The following is a 15,762-nucleotide window of genomic DNA, read 5'->3' as shown; positions in this document are numbered from 1 at the left end:
ATTGAATGTTATAGTATAATCAAGTTTGTACCGGATATTAATAAATATTAGCCTGTAAGAAAAATGACAGGCTTTGTATGGGGAAGTTTCTCTTGATTTATTCCGCTTTTCCCATAAACTCTTAAATGTTAGTGGTATTAGGATATTCCTATATTATGTTACTGCTGTGATTATAATGCCATTAATAGATAAAGTTACCCGATTCATTAATGATTATTACATAGACCCTATTTTACATGATAGTGGCTACAATATCGTTAATACGGTTACATGGGCTATTTTGCTGGGAATCTGTATTTTCGGCGTTGTAAAGTTGTTGAAAAAACTGGATATAAAGATAGATGATAAGTTTACTGCATCAGTAATCCCTTTTATCCTTGCAGGTTCATCTCTCAGGGTTATAGAGGATACTGGAATACTCACACCTCCGGCAAGTTACTTATTCATAACTCCAAATATCTATTTTGTAGTCTTTGTAATAACAGTGTTCTTCCTTGTTCTTTCAAAATGGCTCGTAAAGGCAAAAGGCAGCGGAGACTACCGGAAGAACTTTGCAGGCTTTGGGATTGCATGGCTTGTGGCAAATCTTGTAGTCCTGTTCTACCTTGAAGATCTGGTTCTTCCCTGGGTACCAGTCTTTGTCATATGTGCGGCAAGCATGATAGTATATATTATAAAAATCGTATTCGACCGTATAGGTTTTGATCTACTCCGAAGCAAAACCAATATAACAATACTATGGGTTCATCTCATGGATGCATCTTCTACCATTGCAGGAATCGATTTTCTCGGATATTACGAAAAGCATGTGGTTCCAGCATATTTAATAGATATTACAGGTACTGCATTTGTTATGTATCCGTTAAAACTATCTATATTCATCCCGGTACTATATCTACTTGACAATCATTTTGAAGAGGATGAAGAATCACAGACATTAAAGACCTTTCTGAAACTTGTCATCATAGTCCTTGGATTATCGCCTGCATGCAGGAACACCATCAGGATGGCATTCGGAGTCTAAGCCAATGCACGACGAAAATACAAGAGAGAGATTCAGGACATACGTTCACGAGTTGAAACCATTCATATGGACCAGCCTGTTAATCTTTGTATTGTCAACTATTACAGGTTACGCCTATTACACAATCAACCCTTCATATGCACTGGATTCACTTTCAGGGCTGGAAGAACTCGCAGAAATGATTAAGGGTCTTTCGCCTTTAGAGATAATGCTGCTGATATTTGTGAACAATGCTGTGAAAATGTTTTTCGCGGTGCTGCTGGGTTTTGCTCTGGGCATAATCCCATTTGGATTTCTGGTACTGAACGGTTTTGTCCTGGGCGTCTTTGCGCATTTCCAGGTAGTTGAAAATGGGACACTGTTCATAATAGCAGGCCTGACACCTCATGGCATAATCGAAATACCAATGCTGATAGTCTCATCTGCCATTGGGATGAAGATCGGCTATGTGGCATTGCAGACACTTCGTTCAGAGCCTGCAGACCTTAAAGCAGAGATCATCCGGGGAATCAAGTTCTATCTTCACTGGCTGTTTCCGCTGATATTTCTTGCAGCTGTAATAGAGACTTTCATAACACCTATAGTAATTTACATGATAACCGGTATTTAAGATTCCAGCCAAACATTTGTGACGTGAACAGGTTTATTAATAGTAAATACAATGTCTGGAAAAAACCGAGGGCAAATAATGATAGACAGAAAAGAGATCGCAGAGATCATTGAAAATTATGATTTGGATAAGGTAAAGATAGGTGCTGTAGCATCACACTCAGCACTTGATGTCTTTGACGGTGCAATTGAAGAGAATTTCAGGACATTTGCAGTATGCCAGCAGGGCCGTGAAAAGACATACACAGAGTACTTCAAGTCACAGAGGGACAGCAATGGCAAAATTATCCGTGGTATTGTGGATGAGTACGTTTCATTGAAGAAGTTCAACGAGGTCACAAAGCCTGAGAACCAGAAAAAACTAGTTGAAGAAAATGTACTTTTCATACCTAACCGTTCCTTTACATCCTATTGCGGCATCGATGAAGTAGAAAATGACTTCAAAGTACCTCTTGTAGGAAGCAGGAACATGCTTCGCAGTGAGGAGAGAGGCATAGACCGTGACTATTACTGGCTACTTGAAAAAGCAGGATTGCCCTTCCCTGAGAGAATCAATGACCCGCAAGATATAGAGGAACTTGTGATGGTAAAACTCCCTCATGCAGTAAAAAAGCTGGAAAGAGGATTCTTCACAGCAGGAACCTATGAGGAATACCAGAAAAAAGCACAATCCCTCCTGAAACAAGGAGTCATTACTCAGGATGCACTTGACAATGCAAGAATTGAACGTTATGTGATAGGTCCTGTATTCAACTTTGACATGTTTTATTCACCCATCGAAACAGAGATGAACAAACTTGAGATCCTTGGTGTTGACTGGCGATTTGAAACAAGTCTGGACGGACATGTTCGTCTGCCTGCACCACAACAGATGACACTTGCAGAGCACCAGCTCACGCCGGAATACACCGTCTGCGGCCACAACTCTGCAACCCTGAGGGAATCTCTTCTTGAAGAAGTATTCAGGCTTTCCGAGAAATACATAGAAGCGGCAAACAAGTATTATGACCCCGGAGTTATTGGTCCGTTCTGCCTGCAGACCTGTGTTGACAAGGACCTGAACTTCTACATATATGATGTAGCACCCAGGGTTGGCGGTGGAACAAATGTACATATGTCAGTCGGACACCCATACGGGAACACCACCTGGAGAAAGCAAATGAGCACTGGTCGCCGCGTTGCCTTTGAGATCAGAAGGGCTATTGAGACAGATAAGCTTGAGAAGATAATAACGTGAACTGGCTTAATACTATAGTCTGAACCAATGTTCAGACTCCTTTTTTTGTTCTTTACTTTAAATTAATATACACCTGTGAATAATAGCCTTTTTATATAATTGTGTGTATAATAGTACTGCTCATGAATATCAATAGAGTCCCAACCGGAATAAAAGAACTGGATGGAATACTGGAAGGAGGTTATCCACTACAGCAAGGCATCCTGATAAGTGGTCCCCCTGGTTCAGGGAAAACAATTCTTGCAACCCATTTCCTTTACAAATCATGCAAAGACGGAAAAAAGTGCATGCTTATGCTTACTCATGTTAACGTAGAGAGTTTTCTGGAACAGGCTCTGAGCATAGGAATCGATTTTCAGGCATGTATTGATAAAGGAAGCCTCTTTATAAAGAAAGCTTTTGAAACGCGTACAAACAAGATCTACAATGCTGCAAGACATGGGACAGGAATAGGTTTCCTGGAAAAAGATTGTGTCCAGAACGTGCAAGACATACCTGATGACGTGGAAATAGTAGTAATAGATAATCTTGACATGTTGTCCCTCTATCACAGCACAGAAGAATTTGCGGACAAATTTTTTACAATCAATGATATTCTTTTTGCTAAAAAGTGTACCACTCTTTTTTTAATAGGCCATGAAGAATCAAGAGTTAAACATGCCATCGCACAACACACATCCTTTGGAAACATAGAACTTTTCATGGACCGGGACCCTATAACCGGAAAAGGCATGCGCCAAATGTATATTCCTAAAATGAGATGTACTTATCTTTCACTGGAACCTCTTAACTTCAAGATCACACACGAAGGTATAAAAATAGAGAAGATATTCCAGAGGGATGAAATGATAAAAGGTGCACTGGGGCCTTTACTGTGAAAACAGTATTTACAGGTGCTATTCTTTAAGTAGTATATGCCATAGTAAGGTATATACATCATTAAAAGAATAAGGCATGGTTTGCCATACCATAGTATTTGCATTTTCTGGTTTGTTCGAAATCATTTAAATATGATTAATCGAATGATACACCACAAATCTAAATAGGTAATCTATTAAACTTTAACCCATACTAAATTTATTACACTTTTAGAATATTGCCCAACCGGGAGGGAAATCAAAAATTGAGTCAACCTTGTGTTAATATCGGCATGGTAGGTCATGTCGACCACGGAAAAACCACACTTGTCAGCGCGCTGTCAGGAGTATGGACAGACACACATAGTGAAGAGATGAAGCGTGGAATATCTATCAGACTAGGATACGCCGACACTACTTTCAGAAAATGCCCTAACTGCCCAGAACCCCAGTGTTATACAGTCAAAGATACATGTGAAGGATGCGGCGAACCATCAGAAGAGATAAGGACAGTGTCATTTGTAGATGCACCTGGCCACGAAACATTGATGGCAACTATGTTATCCGGTGCAGCTATAATGGATGGTGCGATACTGGTTATCGCAGCAAATGAAACATGCCCACAGCCTCAGACAAAAGAACACCTGATGGCACTGAACATTGTAGGCATCCAGAATATTGTCGTTGTACAGAACAAAATAGATCTTGTTTCCAGGGAAAAAGTCATCGAACACTATCACCAAATTAAGGAATTTGTTAAAGGCACAGTTGCCGAAGGTGCACCAATCGTACCAATTTCAGCGCAACAGAACATTAACATTGATGCACTTATCATGGCGATGGAAAAAATGATCCCAACCCCTGTGCACAAAATCGATAAACACCCGCATATGCTTATTGCAAGGTCTTTTGACATTAACAAACCGGGAACACCTATAAATAGGATAACAGGCGGAGTCATTGGAGGCACACTTACAGAAGGTGTCCTGCACCCTGATGATGAACTTGAAATCAGACCCGGTATGAAGGTTGAAAGTGATGGAAGTACACGATGGGTACCAATCAAAACAAAGATATCAAAGATAATTGCAGGCAAGGACCATGTGGAAGAAGCAACTCCCGGAGGATTGCTCGCTGTCGGTACAACTCTTGACCCGACACTTACAAAAAGTGATTCACTGACAGGACAAGTTGCTGGTCTGCCAGGAACATTGCCACCTACACATGATGATTTCAAACTTGAGCTTCATCTGCTGGAAAGAGTAGTAGGGGTTTCTGATGAAGAAGAGATCGGCCCTATAAAAACCAGTGAGCCACTTATGTTAAATGTTGGTACAGCCACCACAGTAGGTGTTGTCACAAGTGCCCGCAAAGATATTGCTGAGGTTAAGTTGAAGAGACCTGTATGTGCAGAGATAGGCTCCACTGTAGCTATCAGCAGGCGTGTAGGTTCACGCTGGCGCCTAATAGGTGTAGGAGTTATTAAGGATTGAAGGTAATTATTGATACTAACGCATTGATGATACCGGTCCAGTTCAATGTTGATATCTTTGAAGAATTGAAAAGATTAGGGTATGATAACTATCTAGTCCCTACATCCGTTATCAACGAACTGGACATTCTGACACATAATCTCAAGGGTCAGGACAGAATAGCTGCAAAGGTTGCACGGTCAATGGTAGACAGATGCGAGATAATCCCTGCTGACGGACACGCAGATGATATCATTCTAGACCTTGCAACCAGTCTTGCCGCATCTGTGCTCACAAATGATATCAGACTTAGGAAAAGGCTGGAAAACAGAAACATTTCGGTCATATGTCTGCGACAGAAGAACAGGCTTGAGATAATATCGTAATGATCACATAAGAGATCAGTTTAAAATCATATAAGTTGTTAAAGGCTAATGATACAGGATTATTGGAGTTAGTCACCATGTACAAAAAGATGAAACTTGCCGATACAATTCGCGTTGCACCCGATCTTTTAGGCAAGGATGTTAACGAAAATGTCAAGAATGCTTTGAGAAAAAAACTTGAAGGCAGGATAGACAAAGAGATAGGAGCAATCGTTGCCATCACCCAGATAGATAAGATAGGAGAAGGACATATCCTTGTAGGAGATGGTGCTGTATATTACGATGCAATGTTTGAAGCGATCGTATTTGTACCAACGATACAGGAAGTCATAGAAGGAGAAATTGTTGAAACCGTTGACTTTGGAGCTTTCATCAGTATTGGAGCTATGGACGGACTCCTTCACGTGAGTCAGGTTACTGATGACTTCATGTCATATGACGGCAAGAATGGAAGACTTGTCAGTAAGACTGGCGGCAGGTCACTTGCCGAAGGAGACAAAGTAAGGGCACGTATAGTTGCGGTGAGCATCAATGAGAGAGATCCAAGGGAAAGTAAGATAGGACTTACAATGCGCCAGCATTCCCTGGGTAAATTCGAATGGCTCGAAGAGGCTAAAAAGCCATCCGCAGAAAAAGAACAATAATAATATCGGAGAGTATTAGATGAGTGAACAGGTTTGTCGGGAATGCCACCGGATAATTGCAGGTCAGACATGTCCCATTTGCGGTTCAAGCAATCTCAGTTCTGACTGGAGTGGAATGATAATAATTATCGATCCGGAACGCTCAGAGATAGCAAAGAAAATGGACATAAGGGTTGCAGACAAGTATGCATTGAAGGTGCGCTAATTGGGCCTTCAGTTAACTTTACCCGATACACTTCGTCCACAGTTTAAAGAGATATTTGGATGTCTTTACAGGGGTAAAGGCGATGACACTATCGAAAAACTTTCCAAGGACCTGGGTAGCCCCACAAAACTTATATCCGTGGGTGATGTTACTACCTTCCACTTGCTCAATCTTGGAATAATACCGGACATCCTAATTGTGGATGAACGCACAAAACGCGGACCGGCATCAAACCGGGTCGTAGTGGGTACCAAGCATAAAGGGTTCACTGAAATATCCGTTGACAATCCAGCCGGGGTAATAACCGAAGATCTGATAGACGCTGTAGGAAATGCGTTGAATACAGATGAACATGTCAGGATATTTGTGCGCGGCGAGGAGGATCTGGCTGCTGTACCTGCGATTCTTATGGCACCGGAAGGATCAGCTGTTCTTTACGGACAGCCGGATGAAGGTGTTGTACTTGTCAAGATAACACTACCTAAAAAGGAACAAATGAAGAACCTGTTAACTGAGATACTCAACGAACAGGAACATACTACAGAACAAATCGAGATTATTCGGAGGAAACTGGATGGATATCAAAATCATAAAAGATAAAAAGAACGCACTTCTCAACAGGCGTGAATTAGAACTCAAAGTTGCATTTGACGGAGCAACACCATCAAGAACTGATGTGAAAGGCAAACTTGCAGCTATGCTTACAGTACCACTGGAACTTGTAATTGTACAGAAAATGGACAACGAGTTCGGTAGGCAGGAACTTAAAGGATACGTCAAAATCTATGACGATGAAGCTCGCATGAAGCAGGTCGAGGAAGCATACGTTCTTGAAAGGAACAAGCAGCCTGAAGAAAAATCAGAGGAATAATCATGGCAGTAAAAGATTACTACAAGGTCAGTGGCGATTCTATTGAGCGCACACGCCAGTCCTGCCCACGGTGTGGCGAGGGTGTATTTCTTGCAGAGCACAAGGACAGGCGCTCCTGCGGCAAATGCAACTACACCGAATTTAAGAAATAATAACACATGATACAGCCCCGTGGGTTGTTTTTTTATTTTTAGACTTTTTTGACATTAAATCTGATTCGTTAGTGACATCTGTATTAAATTATGGATTTATTTTGCATTTGCAGCATTGATCAGGTTACATGATGATCCATAGATTATTTTATAAAAAATATAATAATTACTGCATACGAGTTGCTTAGGCTCATCATAAAGATTTCAACCTACTGATAAGTATTTTATACATAGATATCCCGAAAGGTTTAATTATAGGCACATTGATTGCATATGTTAGTTTTAAAGTAAACGGTGATGATTAAATCAAATAAGTTGCATAATGTAAAACACTACAAATGCAACTATTATTAATACAATAATTAGTGGCAATAAAATATATACCATATTATAAAAAAAGGGGGATTCGATGAGTTACGTTTACGCAGCCGTGATAGGCATACTTATAGGCATCTTCATATTCGGATTAAAGACAGGCGTAGGATGTGGATTTTCCACTGTAAAACGTAGAGATGTACTAATACTTGCAAGTGGTTATTTCATCATTTCCATAATCCTTGGAAGTCTGGTGGAAATGGTGGACCAGTCATATCTGGAAGGTATTTCCAATCTTGGAATGACATTGCATGTTTTCGTTGCGCTGGTCCTGATTGGCGCTGGCATATATACACAAAAAAAATGGTCATGTGGCCATGACGTTTCAAAGAAGACCTTCCTTGTGATCTCCGTACCCTGTCCGGTTTGCCTGACTGCACTTTTTGTATCATGCATGGTATTGGCATCAACCCTTGAGATCAGCGGATGGAAAATAGGGATCCTGGTAGGATTTGTTTTCTTTATTTCAGTAATATCTTCAACATGGGTCTTCAGAAAAATGAAAAAAACACCTGAAGATCTTGGAACAGCAATGATGTTTCTTGGAATTTTCTACCTTCTTGGAGCAATGGTAGTTCCTGCTTACATCAAAGCAAAGAAACTCAACATGACACTGAGTAGTGGAGGAGAACTCGAAATTGTTCCGCTGTTGATATTCGCCCTATTCATAATTGGAGGCTATGCCCTCAATAACATAAGAGGTCAATAAAAATGGATGCTACTTCTTCATTGTTTGGAATATTGTACACTTTTTCAGCTTCATTGCTGTACCCAGTAGTTATCATACTAATATTACTGGTGGTCTTCTCCCTGATGCTTATAGGAGAATTCCTGTCAGAATATGCAAAAAGACACAGAGATATAGGAAACCTTGAGCTTTGCTGTAACAAGGTAAGAGAACATATCAAATCCCGGGAATTTGGAAAAGCCGCCGGATCCTTGCGCAATGTAAAACAGAATTTCATGGTCACAAGTTTTGCAACTTCTGCTGCAGACCATCTTGAAAAGAACATGATACCTGCTATTGAATGGCTCTCACAGGAATATGAGATCCGGATGGCAAAGAGACTTGAACAGACAAGGATCGTTGCAACCATTGCACCAATGCTTGGCCTGATGGGGACTCTTATTCCACTTGGACCTGCACTGATAGGCCTGTCACAGGGGGACATCGTACAACTTGCAAACAACCTCATGATAGCTTTTGCTACAACTGTTATCGGACTGTTTGCAGGAACAATCGGATATGTACTCACCCAGGTAAGAAAAAGGTGGTACTGGCAGGATATGGCTGATATAGACTATATCCTCGATACCCTGGAGGTAGGGGAGTGAAAAGGAGAAGATACCGACGGACAGGACTAATTAATAATGAGGACGAACAAAACCCCCTCACAGGAGTTGCTAACCTCTTTGACATCGCAATGGTCTTCTCAGTTGCACTGCTGGTGGCACTTGTGATGTCTTACCAGCTTCCTGAACTGCTCAGTCCCACAGACGATATTACAATAGTTAAGAATCCTGGGCAAAAGGACATGAAGATAATAATCAAGGAAGAAGGAAGACCCATTGAAGTCCTGAATATGACAGACCAGATAGGCGGTGGAACAGGAGAAGCGCTTGGAACTGCCTACAAGCTGGCAGATGGAAGGGTAGTTTATGTACCGGAAGAGGAGGGGGCGAACACTACCTCTACTTAATTTTTTTCTCAAATTCACACAACTTTAATTGTTTTAAAACAATTAAAATTTAATATGATATAAAATTCAGGGAACTAAAGAACGAAAACAGGTGATTCGGGCACTTCGGAAAAAGCTTGGCGGCGCTTCCGAAGTGCTCACACGCTATCGGGTGATAACATGCAAAAGAGAAGTATATCAATACTAGTAATAAGCATATTGTTGATGGCACTGCTGACAACGGTTGTATCGGCAAACGGAAATGACTACTACTTAGTTGCTAACACGACCAGCGACGCTGATGGGAATTTTGTCTTTGAGGATATCCCAAATGGTGAATATACTCTCTATGCCGTTAACCTCTCTTATTCAAACATGTATGATGAATGGAGATGGTATAATGGAAAAGTCGATGTAGTAGTTAACAGTTCGGATATTACAGACCTTGCAGTTGAAGTTGAAAGCGGATCTGAGATTGATGAAAAACAGGCGTTGGCTTACTTGGACAAATCCTCAATATCAGGAAATACCTACCTGTATGCGAGAAGTACTTATTACTACAAAGCAAGTACTGTTGTTCTTTTAGACAGTGATACTGAGGAATTAATTGCAAATACTACCAGTGATGCGAACGGCAATTTTGTCTTTGAGGATATCCCAAATGGTGAATATACTCTCTATGCCGTCAACCTCTCTTATTCAAACATGTATGATGAATGGAGATGGTATAATGGAAAAGTTGATGTAGTAGTTAACAGTTCGGATATTACAGACCTTGCAGTTGAAGTTGAAAGCGAATCTGAGATTGATGAAAAACAGGTGTTGGCTTACTTGGACAAATCCTCAATCTCAGGAAATACCTACCTGTATGCGAGAAGTACTTATTACTACAAAGCAAGTACCGTTGTTCTTTTAGACAGTGATACTGAGGAATTAATTGCAAATACTACCAGTGATGCGGACGGTAATTTTGTCTTTGAGGATATTCCAAATGGTGAATATACACTCTATGCCGTTAACCTCTCTTATTCAAACATGTATGATGAATGGAGATGGTATAATGGAAAAGTCGATGTAGTAGTTAACAGTTCGGATATTACAGATCTTGCAGTTGAAGTTGAAAGCGGATCTGAGATTGATGAAAAACAGGTGTTGGCTTACTTGAGCAAATCCTCAATATCAGGAAATACCTACCTGTATGCGAGAAGTACTTATTACTACAAAGCAAGTGACTTGGTTTTGTTAAAACAAAAAGTGACTACTGAAATCACTAATGCACCGCATCTGAACATATCAATTGTAACAGGTTATTCATCCTATGAAGAAGAACTTGCCAACTTTACACAGAGGATTAACTCCAACCCTGATTTAAATATCACAGCCAGTTACTACCTTACAACGAAACTGCCAGCAGATATAGACCTCAGCAACATGGATATCATCTACATTGTGATGGTAACCCAGAGTGCAGCAGAGTTTGAGGATACGATTCAGACGGCCATTGAGAATGGTGCACTGGTAATCGGCTCCAACACTTATTTGCCAGAAAGTGATTACACCCCTCCTTCAGAATATGATGACACCGACTTTAAACAGCTCTTATCATCTTACTGGTCCGGTGCTTCTTTCGATGATAGCAATTTTGATAATCTTATTTTCTTCCTGGCACAGGAATACTATGACCGTGCTGACCTGACAGTAGAAGCACCAAGCGGATTGTCAAGAGCTATATATCATCCTGCAATGACAGATTCACCTGTTGAGTATTTCACAGGTGATGCAACAGATTATTTTGACTGGTATACCAACAGAACGCAAGGACATGCCTTTGATGAGAATGCATCAACCATCGGCATCACATTCTATAGTTCATACTATCCTGATGACATGAACCCAATCGATAAACTCATAGAAGGATTTGAAGAAAAAGGTGTCAATGTAATTGCATGTTACGGGAAAGCCGGATACTATGTTGATCCTTATCTGAACCATAGCAATCAAACAAAAGTGGATGCTGTTGTTTCCTTCCACTACCGTGGGAATTACTTTGACATTGAAGAACTTGGTGTTCCTGTGATGAATGCTGTGCTCAACGGATACATGAACACAAGCCAGTGGATAGAAACAAGCACCCCTCTGCCTGTTACAAACATGCTGAGGATATACGGGCCTGAAACGGATGGACTTATAGATCCTATCATGATCGGTGCTCTGGAAACTTTCACAGAAGACAACGGCACTGTTGAGAAATACATAACTCATGAAGGTCAGGTCCAGTGGCTCATCGATCGCACCATCGCCCAGGCAAAACTTGGCATTGAAGATGAATCTGACAAGAAGGTTGCCATCATCTACTATAACCACGGCGGAGGCAAGGATAACATCGGGGCATCGTATCTTGAGGTCACGCCAAGTATCGTCAACCTCTTGGAAGGTATGGAAGATGCAGGTTACAATGTGGATAGTAACCTGCTACCCAACAAGACAGAACTTGTGGACCTTATGATATACCAGGGAAGGAATGTCGGTACCTGGGCACCTGGGGAACTTGAAGCACTTGTTGATACGGGAGAGGTTGTGCTGCTTCCTGAAAGTACCTATATGTCATGGTTCAACGACCTCCCCGAACAGAGAAGGGAAGAAGTCGTTGATATGTGGGGCGAGGCTCCCGGGAAGATAATGGTCCACACAGACGACAACGGGGAAAGTTTCATTGTTATCCCGGAGATCAGGCTCAGTGATAATGTGATCCTTGCACCGCAGCCAACCAGAGGATGGTTGCAGGACAATGAGGCACTCTACCACGATACCGAACTGCCGCCACATCACCAGTACATTGCATTCTACCTGTGGCTGCAGCATGAGTTCGATGCCGATGTCATGGTGAACATGGGAAGGCACGGGACCGTTGAATGGTTACCAGGTAAAGATTTCTGTCTTCTCAGTGACGAATGGCCTGCACTTATGGTTGGTGATATTCCGGTCATCTATCCTTACGTTATGGATGGCATGGGTGAAGGCATGCAGGCAAAGCGCAGGGGCAATGCTGTAGTTATCGATCACCTGATACCACCTGTGATATCTGCCGGTCTTTACGGCAATTACAGTACTCTCAGCAGTGAGATAACTTCCTACCAAACCTCTCTTGCAGAGGATGAGAACCTGAAACAGGCTCATCTGCAGGACATAATTGGCCTGGCCGTTGAGCTTGGGCTTGATGAGCATGTCAACATGAGCCTGGCTGACAGCAACGAGACAGTTGATGAATTCCTTGATGAGCTCACGGATGTACTCTATGAACTAAGGAGCCTGTCAATGCCATACGGACTGCACATACTGGGAGAGGCACCCGAAGACCAGGCACTTGTGGGAATGGTCAATTCCATGCTTGGCAGCGGGTTTGCAGAAAAGGTGGCAACGTATAACAGTTCGGAATCTGCACACTATGACATACTGTCAAAAGTCCTGATTGACGATGAGAATATGACTGCTGCACAGGTGCAGGTATTGGGTACTACTTCAGCAGATGTTGAAGCTGACCTGAACACCGCCATCTATTACGCAGAACTGCTCTCTGAGACCGGGAATGAGATCCAGCAGGTTCTGAAAGCCATGAACGGGGAATACATACGGCCAAATCTTGGCGGTGACCCGGTACTGCGTCCGGACACTCTCCCATCTGGCAGCAATTTCTATGCTTTCGATGAGCAGCTCATTCCTACACAACAATCCTGGGAACAGGGTAAGGCCCTTGTTGACCAATGGATTGCAGAGTACGTGGCCACTAATGGAGAATATCCCACAAAGGTCGGATACATACTCTGGGCAGGTGAGTCCACACGCCATGAAGGTATAATGGAATCACAGCTCCTCTATATGATGGGAATAGAACCTGTATGGAACTCTGCTAACGGCAAGGTGGAGAACGTTAAGTTCATCGATTCCTCCGAACTTGGAAGGCCACGCATTGATGTCATTGTGCAGATATCAGGTCTGTACAGGGATACTTTCCCGATGAAGGTTCAACTCATCGACAAGGCTGTAAGGCTTGCATATGAACAGGAAGAGACGGACTTATACGACAACTATGTTGCACAGAACACAGATGCATTGCAGTCTTTCATGAATGATACTATAAAAGATGAAGACCTTGCACTTGACATCGCACTGTTCAGGGTATTCGGTCCGGCTGACGGTGCCTACGGTACAGGGATGGCAAATGCAGTGGACGCCAGTGATACATGGGAGAATAACACCGAACTTGCAGAACTCTACGTCAACAAGATGAGTTATGTCTACGGAGAGAACATCTGGGGACAAAACATAGCTGAATATGTTAAGATGCAGACTGGCCAGGTAATTGACATCGACAACTCGATGGTCTTTGAGAACAACCTCAATGACACAAGGGCTATTTTCCACAGCAGGAGTTCCAGTACATACGGCTCACTTGACACAGATGACTTCTACCAATATATGGGTGGACTGTACAATGCCATCAAATACATCTCTGGCAATGCTCCTGAAGCTTATGTAGTGAACCTGCAGGACCTTAGTGACCTTGAGATACAGACACTGCAGACCTATATTGCAAACGAACTATATTCAAGGTACTTCAACCCATCCTGGATGAGCGGCATGCAACAGCATGGTTTTGAAGGCGCCCGTGAGATGGAGAGTTTCCTTGATAACCTATGGGGATGGGAAGCCCTTAACCCTGACCTCATTAGTGATGACATATGGAACAAGGTGTATGAGAACTACTTCGCCAATGCCGAGCTTAGCGGCTGGCTGAAGGAGAACAACCCATACGCCTACCAGGCAATGACTGCAAGGATGACCGAGACCGCCAGGAAAGGTAACTGGGATGCTTCTGATGCTGCCCTGAGAAGTCTTGTTGCCGAGCAGATCAAGTCCGTAGCCGATAGCGGTGCAACATGCTGCCATCACACCTGCGGGAATATACTGAACCAGGAGTTCGTAGATGGTATAGCACAGGCACTTGTTAATGCAGGAGAGCTCAGCCAGGCCGAACTTGACCTGTACAGGGCGATCATGAAAGCAGCTACAACTGCAACTCCAACTGCAACTCCAACTCCAACTGATCCATCAGCAAGCCCGGCAAGTTCTTCTTCCAGCTCAGGTAACACCGGGAAAGAGCTCAGCATCGTGGAGACAAGCTCGGGCAACCAGACATACATGGAGGAGGCAGGCGCAGGAACAGATCTTGAACAGGAAGCATCTTTGAGATCCCCGAACCAGGACAACTATATAGAAGGCTATGAGATGACAAAGGAGAGTACTGTTCAGGATACATCAAACAGCGGTCCTTCAATATCAGGTTCCGATATTCTTGCCTCTGTTTTAGTATTGGGGGGTGTCGGTGCCATCTATATGGGTTTTGTTAGGAGGAGACAATTCTGAGAGATCAGCATTCTGGCACATTTTATTTTTTGTGCTTTTTTACAATAATTAAGGAATTGAATTAAAGAATAGATAGAAAAACTGTGGACACTCCCTCAAGCCGCCAAGCAAAGCAGGGAGTGCCCTTACAAGTTATCGGGGGATAACATGCAAATGAAAATAAAATCGATATTGGTATTAAGCATTTTGTTGATGACAGCACTAACGAGTGTTGCTGCATGTGCAGAACAGAAAACGAAAATTACTTACATCGCTTACTCTGAAGCTTATTCTGAGAACGAGGCTCTTGAGATTGCCAGTCAGAGCATCGACCAAAGTGATCTGATTGAATACACTTTCATTGAATATGCTAACTCAACATACGGTGCCAGCGCCGAGCTACTTTCCGCTGCTAAGAGTGGTTTCCTTGAAACCCAGGATGTTATCTTCTGTGATATGATGGGGAGCAAGACATTCAACGCTTACAATGGTACCATAAATGAGAGCTTTAAGGCTGCACAGGATAATGGAGCCGAACTTTACAGTATCCGTTCCAGCACCACCCCTTCTTATTTTGATTACAATATCTCCGGTTGTGCTGAACCCGATCCAATATGCACATATTATCAGGGAATCGATACAACTGATGCAGGTATTGAGAATGCCGAGAACCTTCTCAAGTACCTGACAATGAGGACAAGGATCACTTACATCGCTTACTCTGAAGCTTATTCTGAGAACGAGGCTCTTGAGATTGCCAGTCAGAGCATCGACCAAAGTGATCTGATTGAATACACTTTCATTGAATATGCTAACTCAACATACGGTGCCAGCGCCGAGCTACTTTC

Annotated in this window: 15 protein-coding genes and 1 pseudogene; all 16 read left to right on the top strand. The window is 42.5% G+C overall.

From position 1 onward, the window contains the following. Positions 1-175 precede the first annotated feature (175 nt). Positions 176-1,024, top strand: coding sequence for a DUF63 family protein (locus BB781_RS02345; RefSeq protein WP_340637503.1), 849 nt, complete (start codon positions 176-178; stop codon positions 1,022-1,024). Positions 1,025-1,028: 4 nt separating this feature from the next. Further along, positions 1,029-1,634 (top strand): stage II sporulation protein M, encoded by a 606-nt coding sequence (locus tag BB781_RS02340; RefSeq protein ID WP_094226899.1) that lies wholly within the window; start codon positions 1,029-1,031, stop codon positions 1,632-1,634. A 78-nt stretch (positions 1,635-1,712) separates the two neighbouring features. Continuing rightward, complete coding sequence (locus tag BB781_RS02335; protein ID WP_094226898.1) at positions 1,713-2,870, top strand: formate--phosphoribosylaminoimidazolecarboxamide ligase family protein; 1,158 nt, start codon at positions 1,713-1,715, stop codon at positions 2,868-2,870. A gap of 122 nt (positions 2,871-2,992) precedes the next feature. Next, positions 2,993-3,748 (top strand): RAD55 family ATPase, encoded by a 756-nt coding sequence (locus BB781_RS02330; RefSeq protein ID WP_094226897.1) that lies wholly within the window; start codon positions 2,993-2,995, stop codon positions 3,746-3,748. Positions 3,749-3,993: 245 nt separating this feature from the next. After that, positions 3,994-5,220: a translation initiation factor IF-2 subunit gamma gene (locus BB781_RS02325; protein ID WP_094226896.1), complete on the top strand. Its 1,227-nt coding sequence runs from the start codon at positions 3,994-3,996 to the stop codon at positions 5,218-5,220. Continuing rightward, positions 5,217-5,585, top strand: a complete 369-nt coding sequence (locus BB781_RS02320) for a DNA-binding protein (protein WP_094226895.1) — start codon at positions 5,217-5,219, stop codon at positions 5,583-5,585. The genes BB781_RS02325 and BB781_RS02320 overlap by 4 nt, the downstream gene beginning before the upstream one ends. A gap of 77 nt (positions 5,586-5,662) precedes the next feature. Then, complete coding sequence (locus BB781_RS02315) at positions 5,663-6,229, top strand: DNA-directed RNA polymerase (RefSeq protein ID WP_094226894.1); 567 nt, start codon at positions 5,663-5,665, stop codon at positions 6,227-6,229. Positions 6,230-6,248: 19 nt separating this feature from the next. After that, positions 6,249-6,434: a transcription elongation factor subunit Spt4 gene (spt4, locus tag BB781_RS02310; protein ID WP_094226893.1), complete on the top strand. Its 186-nt coding sequence runs from the start codon at positions 6,249-6,251 to the stop codon at positions 6,432-6,434. Next, a complete protein-coding gene (locus BB781_RS02305; RefSeq protein ID WP_094226892.1) occupies positions 6,435-7,034 on the top strand; it encodes a GTP-dependent dephospho-CoA kinase family protein in 600 nt (199 codons plus the stop codon). After that, positions 7,009-7,305 carry a 30S ribosomal protein S24e gene (locus tag BB781_RS02300; protein ID WP_094226891.1) on the top strand — a complete coding sequence of 99 codons (297 nt, stop codon included), beginning with the start codon at positions 7,009-7,011 and terminating at the stop codon, positions 7,303-7,305. The genes BB781_RS02305 and BB781_RS02300 overlap by 26 nt, the downstream gene beginning before the upstream one ends. Positions 7,306-7,307: 2 nt before the next feature. Then, positions 7,308-7,457 (top strand): 30S ribosomal protein S27ae, encoded by a 150-nt coding sequence (locus tag BB781_RS02295; protein WP_094226890.1) that lies wholly within the window; start codon positions 7,308-7,310, stop codon positions 7,455-7,457. Positions 7,458-7,866: 409 nt separating this feature from the next. Then, the gene (locus tag BB781_RS02290) at positions 7,867-8,541 is read left to right on the top strand and encodes a DUF2162 domain-containing protein (RefSeq protein WP_094226889.1); all 675 of its coding nucleotides are present in this window, start codon (positions 7,867-7,869) and stop codon (positions 8,539-8,541) included. A 2-nt stretch (positions 8,542-8,543) separates the two neighbouring features. Beyond that, complete coding sequence (locus BB781_RS02285) at positions 8,544-9,167, top strand: MotA/TolQ/ExbB proton channel family protein (protein ID WP_094226888.1); 624 nt, start codon at positions 8,544-8,546, stop codon at positions 9,165-9,167. Next, positions 9,164-9,532: a DUF2149 domain-containing protein gene (locus BB781_RS02280; protein ID WP_094226887.1), complete on the top strand. Its 369-nt coding sequence runs from the start codon at positions 9,164-9,166 to the stop codon at positions 9,530-9,532. Before BB781_RS02285 ends, BB781_RS02280 begins: the two co-directional genes overlap by 4 nt. A 159-nt stretch (positions 9,533-9,691) precedes the next feature. Beyond that, positions 9,692-14,935, top strand: a complete 5,244-nt coding sequence (gene cobN / locus BB781_RS02275; RefSeq protein WP_094226886.1) for a cobaltochelatase subunit CobN — start codon at positions 9,692-9,694, stop codon at positions 14,933-14,935. 147 nt (positions 14,936-15,082) lie between these two features. Further along, positions 15,083-15,762, top strand: a pseudogene (locus BB781_RS02270) (cobaltochelatase subunit CobN); the annotation flags it as partial.

Origin of the sequence: Methanolobus psychrotolerans, from assembly GCF_002243045.1 — an archaeon.
In the GTDB taxonomy this organism is placed as follows: domain Archaea; phylum Halobacteriota; class Methanosarcinia; order Methanosarcinales; family Methanosarcinaceae; genus Methanolobus; species Methanolobus psychrotolerans.
Note: the sequence above shows the minus strand (reverse complement) of the source record. Positions and strands in the feature narration are given on the sequence as shown.